Source organism: Microtetraspora sp. AC03309 (assembly GCF_020826795.1).
In the GTDB taxonomy this organism is placed as follows: domain Bacteria; phylum Actinomycetota; class Actinomycetes; order Streptosporangiales; family Streptosporangiaceae; genus Microtetraspora; species Microtetraspora glauca.
Genome location: NZ_JADDIL010000059.1, coordinates 1 through 15,328 on the forward strand (window position 1 = coordinate 1; position 15,328 = coordinate 15,328).

14 protein-coding genes, 1 tRNA gene and 1 pseudogene are annotated in these 15,328 nt (G+C 71.2%); 13 read left to right on the forward strand and 3 right to left on the reverse strand.

From position 1 onward, the window contains the following. From IMZ11_RS29370 to IMZ11_RS29395, 6 genes and pseudogenes are all read left to right on the forward strand, one after another. Window positions 1–747 (forward strand): annotated as a pseudogene (locus IMZ11_RS29370) (hypothetical protein); the annotation flags it as partial. A gap of 175 nt (window positions 748–922) precedes the next feature. Then, window positions 923–1,288 carry a hypothetical protein gene (locus IMZ11_RS29375; protein ID WP_228645683.1) on the forward strand — a complete coding sequence of 122 codons (366 nt, stop codon included), beginning with the start codon at window positions 923–925 and terminating at the stop codon, window positions 1,286–1,288. A 229-nt stretch (window positions 1,289–1,517) separates the two neighbouring features. Beyond that, window positions 1,518–2,339, forward strand: a complete 822-nt coding sequence (locus IMZ11_RS29380; protein ID WP_228645684.1) for a glycosyltransferase family 2 protein — start codon at window positions 1,518–1,520, stop codon at window positions 2,337–2,339. Continuing rightward, on the forward strand, window positions 2,336–3,292 hold the full coding sequence (locus tag IMZ11_RS29385; RefSeq protein ID WP_228645685.1) for a glycosyltransferase family 2 protein: 957 nt from the start codon (window positions 2,336–2,338) through the stop codon (window positions 3,290–3,292). The genes IMZ11_RS29380 and IMZ11_RS29385 overlap by 4 nt, the downstream gene beginning before the upstream one ends. Beyond that, window positions 3,289–4,089 (forward strand): polysaccharide deacetylase family protein, encoded by an 801-nt coding sequence (locus IMZ11_RS29390; RefSeq protein ID WP_228645686.1) that lies wholly within the window; start codon window positions 3,289–3,291, stop codon window positions 4,087–4,089. The genes IMZ11_RS29385 and IMZ11_RS29390 overlap by 4 nt, the downstream gene beginning before the upstream one ends. Before the next feature lie 135 nt (window positions 4,090–4,224). Beyond that, a complete protein-coding gene (locus tag IMZ11_RS29395) occupies window positions 4,225–4,767 on the forward strand; it encodes a hypothetical protein (RefSeq protein WP_228645687.1) in 543 nt (180 codons plus the stop codon). Window positions 4,768–4,789: 22 nt separating this feature from the next. On the opposite strand, the gene IMZ11_RS29400 is transcribed toward IMZ11_RS29395, so the two are convergent. Next, entirely contained in the window at window positions 4,790–6,217 is a 1,428-nt protein-coding gene (locus IMZ11_RS29400; protein ID WP_228645688.1) for a PLP-dependent aminotransferase family protein, read from the reverse strand. 35 nt (window positions 6,218–6,252) lie between these two features. On the opposite strand from IMZ11_RS29400, the gene IMZ11_RS29405 reads away from it, so the two are divergent. The 7 genes from IMZ11_RS29405 to IMZ11_RS29435 all read left to right on the forward strand — a co-directional run bounded on the left by IMZ11_RS29405 (window position 6,253) and on the right by IMZ11_RS29435 (window position 12,226). After that, complete coding sequence (locus tag IMZ11_RS29405) at window positions 6,253–6,906, forward strand: pyridoxamine 5'-phosphate oxidase family protein (RefSeq protein WP_228645689.1); 654 nt, start codon at window positions 6,253–6,255, stop codon at window positions 6,904–6,906. 75 nt (window positions 6,907–6,981) lie between these two features. Beyond that, window positions 6,982–8,583 (forward strand): serine/threonine-protein kinase, encoded by a 1,602-nt coding sequence (locus tag IMZ11_RS29410; protein ID WP_228645690.1) that lies wholly within the window; start codon window positions 6,982–6,984, stop codon window positions 8,581–8,583. Beyond that, on the forward strand, window positions 8,584–9,984 hold the full coding sequence (locus IMZ11_RS29415) for a hypothetical protein (RefSeq protein ID WP_228645691.1): 1,401 nt from the start codon (window positions 8,584–8,586) through the stop codon (window positions 9,982–9,984). Between the two features lie 114 nt (window positions 9,985–10,098). After that, window positions 10,099–11,085, forward strand: a complete 987-nt coding sequence (locus IMZ11_RS29420; RefSeq protein WP_228645692.1) for a DUF2510 domain-containing protein — start codon at window positions 10,099–10,101, stop codon at window positions 11,083–11,085. A gap of 22 nt (window positions 11,086–11,107) precedes the next feature. Next, the gene (gene orn, locus IMZ11_RS29425) at window positions 11,108–11,704 is read left to right on the forward strand and encodes an oligoribonuclease (RefSeq protein ID WP_228645693.1); all 597 of its coding nucleotides are present in this window, start codon (window positions 11,108–11,110) and stop codon (window positions 11,702–11,704) included. A 94-nt stretch (window positions 11,705–11,798) separates the two neighbouring features. Continuing rightward, a tRNA-His gene (locus IMZ11_RS29430) sits at window positions 11,799–11,871 on the forward strand. Between the two features lie 139 nt (window positions 11,872–12,010). Next, window positions 12,011–12,226 (forward strand): helix-turn-helix transcriptional regulator, encoded by a 216-nt coding sequence (locus tag IMZ11_RS29435; RefSeq protein WP_228645694.1) that lies wholly within the window; start codon window positions 12,011–12,013, stop codon window positions 12,224–12,226. Window positions 12,227–12,260: 34 nt separating this feature from the next. On the opposite strand, the gene lat is transcribed toward IMZ11_RS29435, so the two are convergent. Together lat and IMZ11_RS29445 are read right to left on the reverse strand one after the other, a co-directional pair. Continuing rightward, on the reverse strand, window positions 12,261–13,541 hold the full coding sequence (gene lat, locus IMZ11_RS29440; protein WP_228645695.1) for an L-lysine 6-transaminase: 1,281 nt from the start codon (window positions 13,539–13,541) through the stop codon (window positions 12,261–12,263). 108 nt (window positions 13,542–13,649) lie between these two features. Beyond that, the gene (locus IMZ11_RS29445; RefSeq protein WP_228645696.1) at window positions 13,650–15,293 is read right to left on the reverse strand and encodes a penicillin-binding transpeptidase domain-containing protein; all 1,644 of its coding nucleotides are present in this window, start codon (window positions 15,291–15,293) and stop codon (window positions 13,650–13,652) included. Window positions 15,294–15,328: the final 35 nt, after the last annotated feature.

Genomic DNA, 15,328 nt, shown 5'->3' on the forward strand with positions numbered 1-15,328 from the left:
GCGGGTGACCGGATGGGTGACCGGGTGGGTGGCGGGGCGGGAACGGTGAACCCGCCGTACGGCGTGCTCGGTCTCGGCCCGGAGGGTCTCCCGCCCACGGAGTGGTTCTCAGGGAACTCCCAGGCGGGTACCGGGGACAGCCCGTGGGCCGGTGGCGGCGGACCCGCGACCTCTCCCGGGCCCACCGCAGGGCCCACCGCATCCCTCGGGTCTTCGAGCTCTCCCGGCCCCGCCGCGGAGCCCACCGCGTCCCCCGGCCCTTCGGCCGCGCCCCGCGGCTCGTCCGGTACCACGCGCTCCCCCGAGCCGTCGCGCACGCCGAAGGCCGCGCGTACCAGCACACCCGCGAAGACCAAGGCGCGAGCGCGGCCCACGCGCTCTCCCACGCGGCCCAAGCCCTCTCCCACGGGGACCACAAGAACCACCCCGACCACTCGGAGGGCGCCCCTGCTGTCGGCGAGTTGCCCCGGCGGGCTCGGGAAGGCGGCCGGCGGTGTGATCACTCTGTCCGCCGGCAACGCCGCCATCTCGTGGACCGCGACCGTCCCCGACGGTGTGACCCTCCGGCCCGCCCAGGGCAGGCTCCGCGCGGGAGCAAGCGGCCGCATCACGCTGGCGGTGCTGGATCCGGGCTCAGCGGGGAGCGCGCTGATCACCTTCCGTTCCGCGGGCGGAAACCCGTACTGCCGGGTTTCCTGGGAAGGCGACGCACAGGATCAGGCGCGGTCGACGGCCGAACCTACTTGACCGTCGCATTAACGTTTCTCGACATTTGGGATAAGATCGTCCCTTCCGGCGAGGCTCGGTAAACCGGGGGACAAGGCAATGCGTCGTCATTGACGCATGCCTGCCGTGATTGGTCCCATAAGTGGGCTCGCCAACCGCGTCACAGTGGCCTCTACCAGCCGGGAGACCAGGAGACATGGGTAGGAATCGGACCGTTCCCGTCGTCGTCCTCGGCGTGGCCTGCGCCGTTGGAGCGGTGCTCGCGCTCGCCGACATCGAGACGCCGGTCCGGATGATCCTTACGCCGCTCTTCCTTTTCGTGGTTCCCGGGGCCGCGGTCGCCGGACTGTTGCGTGATCGTGACCCTCTCTCGGTGCTGACAGTCGGCGCGGCCGCGAGTCTGGCCGTCAACGTCGTACTCGCGGAAGCCATGCTGCTCTTCGACGCCTGGTCGCCCCGTGCCGGGGTGGCGACGGTCGGCGTGCTGAGCTTCTTCTTGTGGATCATCCGGTCGCTGTACCGGGGACAGGCATCAGCCGAACGGGGGGCAGGCACGAGGTGATGACCATCCTGAACCGGACCGTACGACCGTCAGAACCCTTGGAACCCTCAGAACCCTTGGAACCGACGGTTCCCCTGTGGTACCAACGCTAGCCGCACCCTCAAGTCCGCTAGCCGCGCCCCTCAGTCCCTGCCCGTAAGACCGGGATGGAACTCGCCATTCCATCCAGTCGCGCCGGTCCGTCGGGGTCTCCGCTCATGACAGACCGCCCGGAAGGACATCCCGTCACATGAGTCCCGAGCACAGCGCCACCTCCCCGTTCGCCGCCCTGCGCCCGCTGCCGACTGGCGGCCGCTTCACCCCTCTTGGGCCCCACCTGGCCATCGCTCCCACGGTGAGCGTCGTCGTCCCCGCCATGAACGAGGCGGAGAACCTGCCTCACGTGTTCGCCACCCTGCCCTCCTGGGTCCACGAAGTCGTTCTGGTCGACGGCCATTCGACCGACGACACCATCGCCGTCGCCCGGCGACTGCGTCCGGGACTCCGCGTGGTCAACCAGCGCGGGCGGGGCAAGGGGACCGCCCTGGCCGAGGGCTTCGCGGCCTGCACGGGCGAGATCATCGTGATGATCGACGCCGACGGCTCGACCGACGGCCGCGAGATCATCCAGTTCGTCAGCACGCTGGTGAGCGGCGCCGACTTCGCCAAGGGGTCCCGCTACATCCCCGGAGGCGGGAGCGACGACCTCACGTTCACCCGCAAGCTGGGCAACACGTTGCTGCGCACGCTGGTCAACCGCATCTACGGCACCCGCTACACCGACCTGTGCTACGGCTACAACGCCTTCTGGGCCCGCCACCTGCCGGTGCTCGACCTCGACTGCGAGGGCTTCGAGGTCGAGACGCTGATGAACATCCGCGCCGCGCGGGCCGGTCTGCGGGTCCACGAGGTGCCGAGCCACGAGCGTTGCCGCCTCTACGGCGAGAGCAACCTGAACGCGGTGCGGGACGGCCTGCGCGTCCTGCGCACGATCCTCAGGGAGCGGCGGCGCCCGACCGTGCGGCAGCACGCCCCGGCCGCCGCGCAGGCGGCCGACCAGGGCGCGGCATGACGTCTCTCCCGCCGCCGAGGACCTCGGTCGTCATCTGCGTCTACACCGAGGACCGCTGGGGCGACATCGGGGCCGCGGTCGAGTCGGTCCGCCGCCAGAGCCGCCCGGCGTACGAACTGATCATCGTGGTGGACCACAACCCCGATCTGCACCTGCGGCTCAAGTCCGAGTACACCGACGCCGTCGTGGTGGAGAACGCCCACGAGCGCGGGTTGTCCGGCGGCAAGAACACCGGAGTGGAGACCGCGAGGGGCGACGTCGTCGCCTTCCTGGACGACGACGCGGTGGCCGACCCCGGCTGGCTGGCCGCGTTCGAGCCGGACTTCGCCGATCCGGCCGTGGCCGGGGTCGGGGGTCTGACCCGGCCGCTGTGGGCCGTGGGCGGGCGTCCCCGCTGGTTTCCCGACGAGTTCGACTGGACGGTGGGCTGCACCTACCGCGGCATGCCCGTCGAGCGCGCCCCGATCCGCAACGTGATGGGCGGCAACGCCGCGTTCCGCCGGGAGGTCGTCGGCGAGGTCGGCGGCTTCAGCACGGGCATCGGCCGCAACGTGCAGGGGCGCAGGAGCCGCCCGCTGGGTTGTGAGGAGACCGAGTTCTGCATCCGGCTGTCGCAGCGGCGGCCGGGGTCGGTGCTGTTGTTCGAGCCCGGCGCGGCCATCGGGCACAAGGTCTCCGCCGAGCGGGCGCGGTTCGCCTACTTCCGGTCCCGGTGCTACGCCGAGGGCCTGTCCAAGGCGATCGTCACGAGCAGCGTCGGCGCGGGCGACGGGCTGTCCAGCGAACGTGACTACACCTTCAGGACGCTGCCGCTCGGCGTGCTGCGCGGCCTGGGCGACGCCGTACGCGGCGACCTCGCGGGCCTGGGCCGCGCGGCCGCGATCGTGATCGGACTGGCCTGGACGACCTGGGGCTACCTGGTCGGCGGCCTGCGCCTCAGGATCCGCTCATGACGAGAATCCCCATCCTGATGTACCACTCGGTGTCGGACCGGCCGACGGCCGAGACCCGCCCCCTGGCCGTACGCCCGGGAGACTTCGCCGAGCAGCTCGGCTACCTGCGGGACGCGGGGTTCACGCCGCTCACCGTGGCCGACCTGGTGGCGTCGCTGCACGGCACGGGCCCCGGGCTGCCCGACCGGCCGGTGGTGATCACGTTCGACGACGGGTACGCCGACTTCCACGAGGAGGCGCTTCCGGTGCTCGACCGGCTGGGCTTCCCGTCCACGGTCTTCCTCACCAGCGGCTGGGTCGCGGACGCCGGTTCCGAGGCCGCGGGCCGTCCACTCGGCCGGACGTTGTCGTGGAGCCAGGCCCGCGAGGCGGCCGAGCACGGCGTGGAGATCGCCGGGCACAGCCACAGCCATCCGCAGCTCGACCAGATCGGCGATCAGGAGCTGCGGCAGGAACTCCGCCGTAACAAAGCGCTGCTCGAAGACCGTCTCGGCCGGCCGGTGACCACCATGGCCTACCCGTACGGCTATTCGAGCGCTCGGGTACGCAGGGAGGTGCGCAGGGCGGGGTACTGGGCGGCCTGCGCGGTGGGCAACACGATCGCCGCCGACCGCCACGACCTGCTGGCCATTCCCCGGCTCACGGTGAGCCGGACGACCACGATGGCCAGATTCTCGCTGGCGGTGCGGGACCGCGGCGTTCCTTTCGTCTACCTCAAGGAGCGCACGCTGACCAAGGGATACGCCGTGATCCGCCGCACGAGGTACGGCCTGCGCAAGATTGCCACTCGCCAGTAACAATCACGCGTCACGAGGTGTCAGCTCCGGCGCATAAGGGGAGAAACCAGGGCGATCGAGGATTGAGGGGGCACAGTGGCCCACGCATGGATGCCCGGCGCCAGCCGAATTCCCGCTCCCGAGGACTCCGGCCCCATGATCGGGGGAGTTCCGAGGGCCGTCTGGTTTATCTGGCCGACCGACCCTCTCGCGGTCTCGGCCAAGTCCGCCGCCCAACGCATGATCCAGCTCGGGTGCCCGGTCCACCTGGTCTGGAACCCCGTCACCGGCGAGATCGCCCAGTCGCTGCCCCCCACTCGCGCGGCCCGCGGACTGCCGGGCGAACGGGGACGTGAGGGCAGGGTGTGCGTGCAGATCCGTGTGCTCGGCTCGGTGGAGCGACCCTTCACCGACGGAAAGATGGACGGCCTGGACGACATCCTGACCTGGCTGGACTCCTGGCGGGTGCCCAGGCGCTGGCCGGCCGGTCCTCCCCTGCCCCCGCCGCACTCGCTGGCGGCCGAGCGCAGCCGCCGCCTCTGGGCGCGCGGCGGCCACTTCGGCCACTCGCAGGTGCCGGGGACGGTCGAGGGCGACCCCGGCGCCATCGACGTGCACCGGATCACGGGTGAGAGCGTGCCCACGTTCGAGGTGCCCCGCCCTCGTGAGGAGTTCCGCCTGCTGGAACGGGCCTTCTGAGCGGGCCTTCTGAGCGGCTCTTCTAAAGGTCCGGCAGCAGTTCGCGGATGACGGCGCAGCCGCGCCTGACGCCGTCGAGCGAGGCCGAGCCGTACCCCAGGACGAGACCGTGGGCGCGGACCGGCCCGTGGTGGTGGCGAGCGGTGGTGTCCAGCAGCACGCCCCGCGTCCGCGCCTCCTCCACCAGCGGGCCGACCGTGCCCGCGGGCAGCTCGACGAGGACGTGCAGGCCGGCGGTGTCGCCCTTCACCAGCGGCCCCAGGATCTCGACGACGGCCGCCCTGCGCCGCGCGTACTCCAGTCGTGTCCGGCGCAGGTGCCGGTCCAGGTCGCCGCGTTGGAGCAGGGTCAGGACGGCCCGCTGCACCGGGCCGGACGTGCGGTCGCCGAGCAGCTTCCTGCGCGCGGCGATCCTCGCGAGCGGTTCCGGCGCGGCCACCAGCCAGCCGAGCCCGACGTCCGGGCTCAGCGACTTGGACAGGGTGCCGAGCAACACGACCCGGGCGGGGTCGAGACCGTACAGCGCGGGCAGCGGCGCGACGTCGTACCGGAACTCCGCGTCGTAGTCGTCCTCCACGATGATCGCGCCGGTACGGCGGGCCCAGGCGAGGAGCCGCTCACGCCGGGCGATGGGCAGCCGTCCGCCGAGCGGGAACTGGTGCGCCGGGGTCGTGTAGAGGACGTCCAGGTCGTCGGGCAGTCCCTCCACGATCACCCCCTGGTCGTCCACCGGGCAGGGGACGATCTCGGCTCCGCGCGCCCGGAACACGTTCCTGGCCACCCGGTAGCCGGGCTCCTCCACGCCCGCGCGGGCGCCGGGCGCGAGCAGGGACGCGGCGACGAGGTCGAGCCCGTGCCCGGTGCCCCGGGTGACCAGCACGTTCCCGGGACCCGCGGGTACGGCCCGCGCCCGTCGGAGGTGGTCGGCGAGCAGCGCGCGGAGGTCGGCATGCCCGAGGTGGTCGAGGGTGTCCCCGAGCGGCAGATCCCCCGCGCGCCTCCAGGCCCGCCGCCAGGCGGCCACGTCGTGGCCGAGCACCCACGGTCGCCCGGGCCGCAGGTCCACCAGGCCGGGGTCCGCGGGGCCGGGGTCCGTCACGCCCGCGTGAACCACGGGATCCGCGCGGACCGTGGCCCCCGTCACCGGATCGGGATATGTCGTGATATCCGCGACGTACGTGCCGGAGCCGCGCCTGCCGTCGAGCCAGCCCTCGGCGTACAACTGCTGGTAGGCGTCGGTCACGACGGTACGGCTGACGCCGAGCAGGGCGGCCAGGCCACGACTGGAGGGCAGGCGCTCCCCCGCCCTCAGCGCCCCGTCGCGCATGGCCTGGCGGAGCTGGTCGGCCGTCTGTACGGCGAGCGTCACGGGTGAGCGCCGGTCCACGGCCAGCGGAAGGTCGGTGTGCGCCCGCAAAGTGGTCTTCCGTTCCTCTCGGGAAGTGGCCATGTTCGCCGGTCCACTCGGCTTCTACCGTAACGGACATGCTTTCCACCACACCCCGGACCGTCCTTAACCGGTCCAAGCAGCGAGCCCGTACCGACCGCGCCGACCTGCACGCCGTCCTGGACGCCGGGATGATCTGTCACCTGGGCGTCCTGGTGGACGGGGCTCCGATGGTGATCCCCACCGGATACGGCCGGATCGGCGAGACGCTCTACCTGCACGGGTCCACGGGGGCCTCCTCGCTGCGCGGCGCGCTCGCGTCGCAGGTCTGCGTGACGGTCACCCACCTGGACGGGATCGTGCTGGCCAGGTCGGCGTTCCACCACTCCGTGAACTACCGCTCGGCGATGATCTACGGCGCGGCCCGGGAGGTCGAGGACCCGGACGAGCGCCTCGACGGCCTGCGCGCGATCACCGAGCAGCTGGCGCCCGGCCAGTGGGACGTGGTCCGGCCGCCCAACCGGAAGGAACTGGCCGCGACGGCCGTGCTCGCCCTCTCTCTCGAGGAGGCGTCCGTCAAGGTCCGGCAGGGGCCGCCGGTGGACGACGAGGAGGACTACGACCTGCCGGTCTGGGCGGGGGTGCGGCCGTTGCTGGTCTCCTGGGGAACCCCCGAGCCCGACCCTCGACTCGCGCCCGGCATCCCTGTTCCCGCGCACTTCAGCCACACGCCAGAGGGGCTTCGTGAGTGAATTTCACGACTTTTGCGTTTATTTCGTGATCAATCACTAAGCTACGGTCTCGTCATGGGCCGATGAGGAGACCGGATGTACGGGCAGACGGGCGCCTGGAGTGCCCCCGGATATACCGAGATACGTGAGCTTGGCACGGGGGGTGGCGGGCGTGTCGTCCTCGCCAGGCACGACGCCGACGACATACCGGTGGCGATCAAGTACCTTTCCGGGGAGCTGCGCTCCGACCTCAACTTCGTCGGCAGGTTCCGACACGAGGCGCACCTGCTCGCCCTCATGGAACCCAGCCCGCACGCCGCCCGCTTCTACGAGTACATCGAGGCACCGCACGGCGCCGCCATCGTCATGGAGCTCGTGGACGGCGTGTCGCTGCGCACGATGCTGCGCTCGGAGGGGCCGACCGGGCCGGAGGCGGCCCTCGCCGTACTGAAGGGCTCGCTGCTCGGGCTGGCCGCCGCGCACGCCATCGGGGTGGTCCACCGCGACTACAAACCCGAGAACGTGATGGTCGAGGCCGACGGCATGAGCAAGCTGGTCGACTTCGGCATCGCCGCGCGGGCCGGCGAAGGGGTGAGCGCCTCCGGCACGCCGCCGTACATGGGCCCGGAGCAGTGGTCGGGCAGCCCGGCGAGCCGGGCCACCGACGTGTACGCCGCCGCCGTGGTCTTCTTCGAGTGCCTCACCGGCACCCGTCCCTTCCGGGCGCAGAGCTTGCCCGCGCTCGCCCGCCAGCACCAGTCCACGCCTCCCCCGGTCGAGGAGGTGCCCCAGGCGCTCCAGGGGCTGATCGAGCGCGGCATGGCCAAGAACCCGGCCGACCGGCCGCCCTCGGCCGAGGCGTTCCTGCGGGAGCTGGAGTCCGTCGCCACCGAGGCGTACGGCCCGGCGTGGGAGGAGCGGGGACGGCGCCGCCTCGCGGCGCTCGCCGGCCTCCTGCTCCCGTTCTTCCCGCTGACCGAGGAGGCGCCCGAGGCCAGTACGGCTCTCGCCGAGACGCACATCGGCGGCAGCGCGCTCACCAAGGTCAGCGTCAGGATCGGCCTGGTGGCGGTCTCCCTGGCGGTGGTCGCCGGAGGCACCGCCGCGCTGGTCGGGTCGTTCAGCGGCGCCACGCTGCAGGCGGGGACGACGATCGAGACGCCCAGCCGGACGCCCAAGGATCTCGGGATCGTCGACGAGGAGACCGCGGATCCCCAGACGGCCGAGCCCGAGGTGTCGCCGTCGCCGAAGGCGTCGAAGTCGCCCTCCCCCTCCCCTTCGCCCAGCCCCGCGTCGGCAACCACGAGCGCCCCGCCGGTGACCCCGACGGCGAAGCCCTCGCCGAGCAGGAAACCGACCCCGACCCGGACGCCGACGTCCAGGCCGACTCCCCGGCCGAGCCGGTCGACGCCGGAGCCGGACGACACGGTCAACATCCCCGACCTGCCGACGGGAACGTCCACGCCGACCCGGCCGCAGACTCCCACGACCACCCCGACGACGTCCTCCCCGACGGACACGGGCCGGCCCACGGACACCTCCAGCCCGGAGACGCCCCGACTGACCTCGGAGCCGGTGCAGTCGGCCCCCGCGTCGGTCCCGATGGGGGCGTTCGCCCTCGGCCTGGTGACGACCGGGCTCGTTCCCGCCACACTTGCCGTGAAGAGGATGACGGGACGGCACCGGAGGCGGCGATAGATGGATGACGGCGGTTCAATCGCGGGGCACCGGCTGACCGGACGCGCCCGATCAGGCGAGCTCGGCACCTGGAGCGAGGCGATCTCCCCCGAGGGAACGCCGTCGGGCGTGCTGCGGTTCGACCCCGGCCTGGTCGCCACACCGGCCGCCCGCGAGCGGCTGGTCGCCGCGGTGAGCGCCGACCGCCGCCTGTGGCAGGCCGGGCAGGCCGGTCTGCTCCCCGTCGTGGACCTCGTCACCGCCCGCGGTGACATCTGGCTCGTCACCGGGCGCGGCGCCATGCCCGTGGTCGCCGACCTGCTCGCCCAGGGCGGGCCGCCTCCCGGCCCCGGCGGGGTGGCGACGATCCTGATGGACACCGCCCAGACCCTGCTGGCCGTACACGCGGCCGGGCTCGCCCACGGCGCGGTGCACCCCGGCACGATCGTGATCGGTGAGGACGGTTCGGCCCTGCTGGCCGAGCGCGGGCTGCTCGAGGCGCTGCGTGGGGAGCCCGCGTCACCGGAGGGGGACATCACGGCCTGGGTCGCGCTCGCCCGCGGCCTCGCGGCGAGCTGGGCGGACGGCCCGGCGGCCGCCCTGTTCGACCAGGCCGCGTCCGCCGCGGCGGCCCGCGGGCTCGCCGCCGCCCGCGACACCCTCGTCGCCGGGCGCGACCTGCTGCCCCAGGGGTTCACGACCAGGGACCAGCTGATCCGTACGCTGCACTGGTGGTCGGCCTCCGCCGTCCCCACCGCCCCCGCTCCCGGTACGGCACCGCCCGCCAGGGAGACCGCCAGGGAGACCGCCAGGGAGACCACCGGGGAGGCCGTCACCCTGCTGCAGCTCCCGGAACCCGCGCCCGGTACGGCGGCTCCCACCGACGTGGTCATGCGGTTCGGTCCCGGCGTGCCGACGGAGACGACGGCGGCGCAGATCTGGCGCTCCGGCGCCACCACGCAGTTCGCCGAGGAGACGGGCCGCGATCGAACGCCCGGCCGGCGGAACGGGCGGCGGGCCAGGCGCGGGGCGTGGGCGGGATCGCTGCTGCTCGCCATGCTCCTCGCCGTGGTCATCCTGTGGTTGCGCTTCCAGCCCGCCACCGAGGTGCTCGTCCAGAAGGTGGACGTGCGCGGTCCCAAGAAGGCGGTCGCCTGCGACGGCACGGCGACGCTCGTCGGCACGGTCACGACCAACGGCGGCGCGGGCAGCATCCGCTACGTCTGGGTGCGCAGCGACGGGGTGCGGATGACCGAGCGGGAGCAGAAGGTGCTCTCGGGGGACACGTCAGTGGAACTTCCACTGCGCTGGCAGGTGACGGGTTCCGGCGATTTCAAGGGCGTGGCCACGCTGCGGATCCTGTCGCCGACCTCTTCGGGAAAGCCGCTGCAGGACAAGGCGTCCTTCTCTTATCGGTGCTGATCAGTGGCGATCGCGATTTGACCTCTCTTTCACGTGTTCTCACAGGAACATCGGAGATAACTGACGTTTTCTGGCAATCTCATGATGAGTTCCAGGATTGCTAATGTGGCCCGCATGACGACGACGCCCGCCGGCTGGTACCCCGATCCGTACGGCTCTCCCCAACTGCGGTGGTGGGACGGTTCCCAGTGGACCGACGCCACGCACGCGACGGAGCAGCAGGGCGGTTACCAGCAGCAGCCCGGCGGCCAGCAGCAGGGCGGTGAGCAGCTGTGGGGCCCCTCGCCGCAGACGGCGCAGCTTCCCGTTCCCGACTTCGGGGCACAGCCGCCGAAGTCGTCGTCCCCTTGGCCGTGGCTGCTCGGCGGGCTCGCGGTCGTCGTGGTGCTCGCCCTGGTGGCCGTCGGCGGGCTGTTCTTCTTCAGGACCCAGAGCAGTGACGTGATCGCCCGGCCGGAAACGGCGACGACGGAGCCGCCGCTCGACCGCACGGTCCCCCCGCAGGAGACCGAGTCGCCCCCGCCCCAGCAGCAGCTCACCGAGCTGCCGCAGCCGTCCGGAGGCCGGATCTCCGACTCGGTGACGGGGCTGTCGTACGCCTACCCGGGCCAGCCGTGGATCGTCCCGAAGGCCGCGGAGGTCAACAACCCGAACAACGTGAAGATGCCGGTGTGGTCGAGCGGCTACCAGGCACTCTCCCAGCAGAACTTCGACGGCCAGAACAGCGACTGGGTGGCCTCCGTCTACACGGCGCCGCTGCCGTCGTACTTCCCGTACAGCGGCACGCAGGATCTGCGGAACCTCACCGGCGCGGTCCTGGTGGCGTACGAGCAGGACTTCTACTCGCCCCAGCACGTACGGAAGATCCTGAGCAACAAGGCGATCAAGGTGAGCGGCCGCGACGCCTGGATCACCGAGTTCGAGATGGACTTCAGCGAGGAGTCCAAGCGCAACGGCTGGAAGTGGAAGACCGAAAAGGGCGCGTTCGTCCTGGTGGATCGTGGCGAGGGCATGCAGCCGGCCATGCTCTACGCCTCCGTGCCGGACAATCTCGACCAGTCGGTGCTCCAGCGGGTGGTGGACTCCCTCCAAGTGAGTTGAACGCCCTACTACGCTGGGTCTCATGACTGACCTGCTGGTCTGGATCGACTGTGAGATGACCGGGCTCGACCTCGGCCGTGACGCGCTCGTCGAGGTGGCCTGTATCGTCACCGACGGCGAGCTGAACCAGCTTGACGAGGGCGTGGACATCGTCATCAAGCCCCCGCCCGAGGCGCTGGCCCAGATGTCCGAGGTGGTCCGGGAGATGCACACCGCCTCCGGCCTGTTGAACGCGCTCCCCAGCGGGGTGACGCTGGCCGAGGCGGAGACCATCGTGCTGGAGTACATCCGCTCCCATATCGGCGAGCCGAAGAAGGCTCCGCTCTGCGGCAACTCCATCGCCACGGACCGTTCGTTCATCGCCAGGGACATGCCGCTCGTGGACGGGTTCCTGCACTACCGCATGATCGACGTCTCCTCGATCAAGGAGCTGGCCCGCCGGTGGTATCCCCGCGCCTACTTCGCCTCCCCGGAGAAGCAGGGCGGCCACCGGGCGCTGGCGGACATCACCGAGAGCGTCCGGGAACTGCGCTACTACCGCGCGGCCGTGTTCGTGCCGCATCCGGGCCCCGACACCGCCACCGCCCGCGAGGTCGCGGAGGCGATTTCCACCCAGTGACGGCAAACCGCGCCATCCTCCGTGCGCGGCACGGCATGACGACTCCGAAATACCGCTACACTTTTCTCGTACGCCGCTGAGAGCGGCGGACATGGTGGGTGTAGCTCAGCTGGCAGAGCGCCAGGTTGTGGTCCTGGATGTCGTGGGTTCAAGTCCCATCACTCACCCTGTGAAGACGGCCGGTCCGAAAGGACCGGCCGTCGGCTTTTTCCCCCAAAGGTGGATTGGGGGCGTTATGCTCGCTCTCAACCGCTACGCCGGAAGCGCGGGGGGCCTCGGCGATCTTGAGTCTGCCCGGGAGGCCGGATGAGAGTCGACGACCGCACCCAGACGAGTCTGAGCAAACGCGAGACCGAGGTCATGGACCTGATCGCCGTGGGGCATTCCAACGGGGAGATCGCCCAGCGGCTGTTCCTCAGCGAGAAGACGGTCAAGAACCACGTCAACCGCATCTACGCCAAGCTCGGGGTCGAGTCGCGGAACGCGGCGATCAACCACTGGCGCGACTCGACCGACTCCTGAGCCTTGCGGGTCCGCCCCCGCTCGACTCCCCCGCTCAGCTCGGGGTGAGGACCTGCCTGAGGCGGGCCAGGCCGTACTCCAGCTCGTCCGGCTGCACCGACAGCGCCGGGCGGAGCCGTATCGACCCTTCTCCTGACGGCAGGACCAGCACTCCGGCCTCGTCCTCGTCGCGCAGCCGCGCGATCACGGCCGCCCGGTCGGGCACGTCGAAGGCGCACATCAGGCCGCGCCCACGGGCGTTGGTGACCAGGCCCTCGGCCTCCAGCGTCTGGAGACCGGACAGCAGCTTCTCCCCCAGGATGGCCGCCTTCGGGATCAGCTCGTCCCGCTCGATGATCTCCAGCATCCGGCGCGAGCGGACCATGTCGACGAGCCCGCCGCCCCAGGTGGAGTTGATCCGGCCGCTCACGTTGAAGACGTTGTCGGGGACCAGGTCCACCCTGCGTCCGGCCATCACCCCGCCCACCTGGGCCTTCTTGGCGAAGACCACGATGTCGGGCGCCAGGCCGAGCTGCTGGTACGCCCAGGAGGTGCCGGTCAGCCCGACGCCGGTCTGGACCTCATCCATGACGAACAGCGCGTCGTTCTCGTGGCAGAGGGCCTGCATCGCCTGGAGGAACTCGGGACGCATGTGGTTGTCCCCGCCCTCGCCCTGGATGGGCTCGGCGATGAAGCAGGCGATGTCGTGGGCGTTGCGGGCGAACGCGTCCCGCGCCTGCGCGAGCGCCCGCTCCTCGGCGGCCTCCACGTCGCCGAAATGGATGGCCGGCACGTCGATCCTCGGCCAGGGGAACTTGGGGAAGCGGTCGGTCTTCACCGGATCGGTGTTGGTGAGGGAGAGCGTGTAGCCGCTGCGGCCGTGGAAGGCGCGGGTGAGGTGGAGCACCTTGGTGCCGAGGCCGGGATGGCGGCCGTGGGCCTCATTCCAGCGGCTCTTCCAGTCGAAGGCGCACTTGAGGGCGTTCTCGACGGCGAGCGCGCCACCCTCGACGAAGAACAGGTGGGGCAGGTCGGGGTCGCCGAGCACCCGGTGGAAGGTCTCGGCGAACTCGGCGAGGTGGGTGGTGTAGAGGTCGGGGTTGGCGGGCTTGTTCGCGGCCACACGCGCGAGCAGGGCCATGAACGCGGGGTCGTCGTCGAAGGGGTTCATCCCCAGCGGCGACGAGGCGAAGAACGTGTAGAAGTCGAGATATCTCCGGCCGTCACGCGCGTCGACCAGCCAGGAGCCCGCGCTCCTGTCGAGATCGAGCACCAGCCGGAAACCGTCGACGAGCAGGTGCCGGGCAAGGACTTCGTGCACGGCGTTCGGGTCCATGTCGCCTCCATATTGAGCCGGGACAACACGATTCCCTCACAAGCGGTGTCAAATGTGAAGACTTTCCCGCTAGCTGACCGTCCTGGAGAACGTTTTACTACCGCCTTGCTACAACGCACGGAGGAACCGCGCGGCGATCGGCACCGCGGCGTTGCGCCCGGTCCCGCCGTGCTCCACGAACACGGCGAACGCGAGGTCACCCCGGTAGCCGATGAACCACGCGTGATCCGCTCCTCCCTGCCAGTCCTCGGCGGTGCCGGTCTTGCCGGAGACGCCGTCGGGCAGCTCCGACCCGGCCGCGGTTCCCTCGGTCGTCACCGCGCTCATCAGCGCGCGCAACCCGGTCGCCGCCTCACCGCTCAGCGGCACGCTCGCGGGCTGGGCGTGCCCCTCGATCCGCTCCGCCGTGTCGGCGGGGAGCAGCCGCGGCGGACGCCAGGAGCCGCTCTGCACCGCCGCCGCGACCGTCGCCATGCACAGCGGGCTCGCCTCCACCGTGCCCTGCCCGAACGAGTCCTCCGCGAGCGCGTCGGAGTTCTCGGGCCGCTTGAGGCTGCCGCAGGTCCCGCCGACACCCGTGGCGAGGCGGGCGCCGAAGCCGAAGGCGCCCGCCTGTTCCACCAGTTTGTCGGCGCTCACCATCTGGACCGTGAGCTGCGCGAACGTGGTGTTGCACGACAGCGCGTACGCCTGGCGGAGCGCGACGCTCCCGTGGTCCTTGTCCTGGTAGTTGTCGATCGTCCGCCCGTTGGGGATCGTGTAGGTCGCCGGGCAGGGCACCTGCGAGTCGGCGGTCAGCCCGGCGTCCAGCAGCGCGGCGGCGGTGACCGTCTTGAAGGTGGAGCCGGGAGCGTACTTGCCGGTGAACGCGCCCCTACCGCCCAACCGGTCGGCGACCGCGACCACCTCGCCGGTGGAGGGCCGCACCGCGACGATCGCGGCCGGCTGCTGGACCGGGTCCAGGGCGCGGGCGGCGGACGCCTGGGCGAACGACTCGATCGTGGTCCGGGTCCCCTCCTGCTTGTCCACGCGTTTCTCCAGCATGACCCTGGGCTCCTGCCCGGGGTTCCTGAGCTCGACGGTCCACCCCACCTTCGTGCCGGAGGGCGGCTGCGGGATCCTCGTCGCGAGATCCGAGAGGTACGGCTCGGCGTAGTTCTCGTGCGGGAACGGCTGCCCCTCCTTGGTGAGGAACCGCGCACCGGACCCCGGCTGGTCGATCCGGACCAGCTCGCCTCCTTCGACCAGGTCCGGATGCATCACCGAGGGGGTCCAGAGGACCTTCCAGGTCAGATCCCGTACGGCCAGGCGCAGCGTCGAGGCGAAGTCCCAGGTGCCGCCGTATCCGTCCACCTTCCGCGCGCCGGTGAAGCTCACCTCGGCCGTGTCCTGGCCGGTCATGGTGAGATCGCCCGGCGTGAGCCGTTCGGTCCGGGCGGAGACGGCGTCGTCGAGCTGCCGGTGCCGGTCGGCGAAGTCGTCGGGCGGCTCGTCCACGAGCTCGCGCATCGACTCGTAGTCGCCGATCGCCCAGTCTCGCAGGTAGGTGTCGGCCGTCTCCCTCGGCGTGCCCTCGACCCGCTGCTCCGCCGGCGACGGTGACGAGGGCGGCGTCGGCGTCGGCCTGAACACGAGCTGCGTGGGGTCACCGGCTCCGGCCTTGTCCCTCCCCGACAGGACGAGGCCCGTGACACTCGTGACGATGATGGTGACGACCACGCCGACGAGGGCGAGCAACGCCCGTCTGCGCATACGGTTTCTCCTGGGGGGTCGGAGTGCTCCCCTCG

What these genes read in the sequence shown, in the direction of transcription:
- lat (WP_228645695.1), bottom strand. Translation starts at nt 13,541, where the DNA reads ATGGACCCGAACGCCGTGCACGAAGTCCTTGCCCGGCACCTGCTCGTC.
- IMZ11_RS29405 (WP_228645689.1), top strand. Translation starts at nt 6,253, where the DNA reads ATGCTTTCCACCACACCCCGGACCGTCCTTAACCGGTCCAAGCAGCGA.
- IMZ11_RS29395 (WP_228645687.1), top strand. Translation starts at nt 4,225, where the DNA reads ATGATCGGGGGAGTTCCGAGGGCCGTCTGGTTTATCTGGCCGACCGAC.
- IMZ11_RS29380 (WP_228645684.1), top strand. Translation starts at nt 1,518, where the DNA reads ATGAGTCCCGAGCACAGCGCCACCTCCCCGTTCGCCGCCCTGCGCCCG.
- IMZ11_RS29420 (WP_228645692.1), top strand. Translation starts at nt 10,099, where the DNA reads ATGACGACGACGCCCGCCGGCTGGTACCCCGATCCGTACGGCTCTCCC.
- IMZ11_RS29435 (WP_228645694.1), top strand. Translation starts at nt 12,011, where the DNA reads ATGAGAGTCGACGACCGCACCCAGACGAGTCTGAGCAAACGCGAGACC.
- IMZ11_RS29415 (WP_228645691.1), top strand. Translation starts at nt 8,584, where the DNA reads ATGGATGACGGCGGTTCAATCGCGGGGCACCGGCTGACCGGACGCGCC.
- orn (WP_228645693.1), top strand. Translation starts at nt 11,108, where the DNA reads ATGACTGACCTGCTGGTCTGGATCGACTGTGAGATGACCGGGCTCGAC.
- IMZ11_RS29400 (WP_228645688.1), bottom strand. Translation starts at nt 6,217, where the DNA reads ATGGCCACTTCCCGAGAGGAACGGAAGACCACTTTGCGGGCGCACACC.
- IMZ11_RS29385 (WP_228645685.1), top strand. Translation starts at nt 2,336, where the DNA reads ATGACGTCTCTCCCGCCGCCGAGGACCTCGGTCGTCATCTGCGTCTAC.
- IMZ11_RS29445 (WP_228645696.1), bottom strand. Translation starts at nt 15,293, where the DNA reads ATGCGCAGACGGGCGTTGCTCGCCCTCGTCGGCGTGGTCGTCACCATC.
- IMZ11_RS29390 (WP_228645686.1), top strand. Translation starts at nt 3,289, where the DNA reads ATGACGAGAATCCCCATCCTGATGTACCACTCGGTGTCGGACCGGCCG.
- IMZ11_RS29375 (WP_228645683.1), top strand. Translation starts at nt 923, where the DNA reads ATGGGTAGGAATCGGACCGTTCCCGTCGTCGTCCTCGGCGTGGCCTGC.
- IMZ11_RS29410 (WP_228645690.1), top strand. Translation starts at nt 6,982, where the DNA reads ATGTACGGGCAGACGGGCGCCTGGAGTGCCCCCGGATATACCGAGATA.